The 1,455-nt window shown below is 39.0% G+C and carries 1 protein-coding gene; it reads right to left on the bottom strand.

Features of this window, described 5'->3' with window-relative positions:
* Window positions 1–55: 55 nt before the first annotated feature.
* Window positions 56–1,455 (bottom strand): IS1634 family transposase (locus K6V43_RS11340; protein ID WP_222383149.1); only part of this gene is annotated, 1,400 nt, incomplete at its 5' end.

Below are 1,455 nucleotides of genomic sequence, written 5' to 3'. Positions count from 1 at the left end.
AAAAACCTCCCTAACCCTATGTATATCAAGGGTTTAGAGAGGTTTTCTTTTTATATCAAAAATGCGTACTTTTTCTCGATTTTGACACTTGTAAAATTTTTTTCATCTTTTTTTCGCTAATAATTTGATAATCACTTCTGAAACCAAATGTCTGATGCAATTCATCAGTAATAGCGGTCCGAGTATAGTTTGGCAGGTAACCAAAACCAGGAAGGTACCTAAAGGTGTATGACCGTAAGGTTTCAATGAGTTCCGTACATGTGAATTGCTTCTGAACCGCCAGCTCTAAGTAGCGATAGATTATAAGAGCAAGGAAGCAAGTTGTGAAGTGAGCAGAAATGCGATCTTCTCGACTTAAATAAACTGGTCTAGCTTTCAATTCATGTTTCATAATACGGAAACATTCTTCAATCTCCCATCGTCTCTGATTAATGGACACAATGGTCTCAATCGAATCGTCTAAGTTTGTCGTCACCGCATATATCCCATCAAATCTTGCTTCAGAAAGAACACGTTCCTCGTCCAACTCAATAAACGTTTTCTCAGCTATTTCCCCATCCCTTGTTGTCTCTGTTACTTTGAGTAAACGCTTAGGATCTGTAGATTGTTTCTTCTTGTAGTCAGCTGGCTTTCCAATCCATTTTGAAGCACGTTGAATCTGGCGTTCGCGTATGTTTCTTTGGTAATCTCTGTATTTAGCTGAGAAGGTTACAATCAGTCTCTGATCTTCTAGCCCATCTTGTGGTAAAGGGCATTCTTTGTAAAAGACTTGCCTATAGAGAAGGTCTGGGTTGCTCTCGTCTAGTGCAGAAATATCATAGAATGTATCAGACTTATCCCCCATTAACCGCCAACCTGTAGAAGATGTTGCCCAGTCTTTGTCTTCTTTCTTTAACTTTTTGACAGATTGAGTTGTGACAAAAGCTCTCCCGCTGATATTATTGTAGCGCTTATTACCAATAGAAGAAAGTCCAGCATCTGTACAGACCACAAATTGAGCTTTTTCAAAATCCTTGATAATCTTCTTCTCTAAAGGTTTCATAGTCGTCTGTTCATTTGTATTACCAGGTGTTATAGAGAAAGCTAGTGGAATTCCTTGAGAATCCATAAATAAGCCCATTTGAACGATTGGATTTGGTCGATGTTCCTTAGAACAGCCATATTGTCTCAGTTGCCCCTCCTCATCTTCTTCCTCAATTTCGAAATAGAAATTTGTACAGTCGTAATAGAGGACATCAGTTTTACGAGAGGAAAGAGCAGCTGAGTTTTTATAGAGTTGTTCTTGAATAAAGTCAGTCTCTTTGGCAATGATTTCTAATCCTCGGTAGAGGTGCTGGAGTTCCAGAGCTTTTGGTTCTAGGAGAGTTTGTGAAAAATGAGCGGTAGACCGTTTAGAGGATGGAAATAGGATTCTGCCGTAAAGGAGACGAGACAGAATGGTATCTAAGTGAAAAC

It is taken from the genome of Streptococcus suis, assembly GCF_019794615.1.
Taxonomy (GTDB): Bacteria; Bacillota; Bacilli; order Lactobacillales; family Streptococcaceae; genus Streptococcus; species Streptococcus suis_AI.
This window is presented reverse-complemented; position numbering and strand designations above follow the sequence as displayed.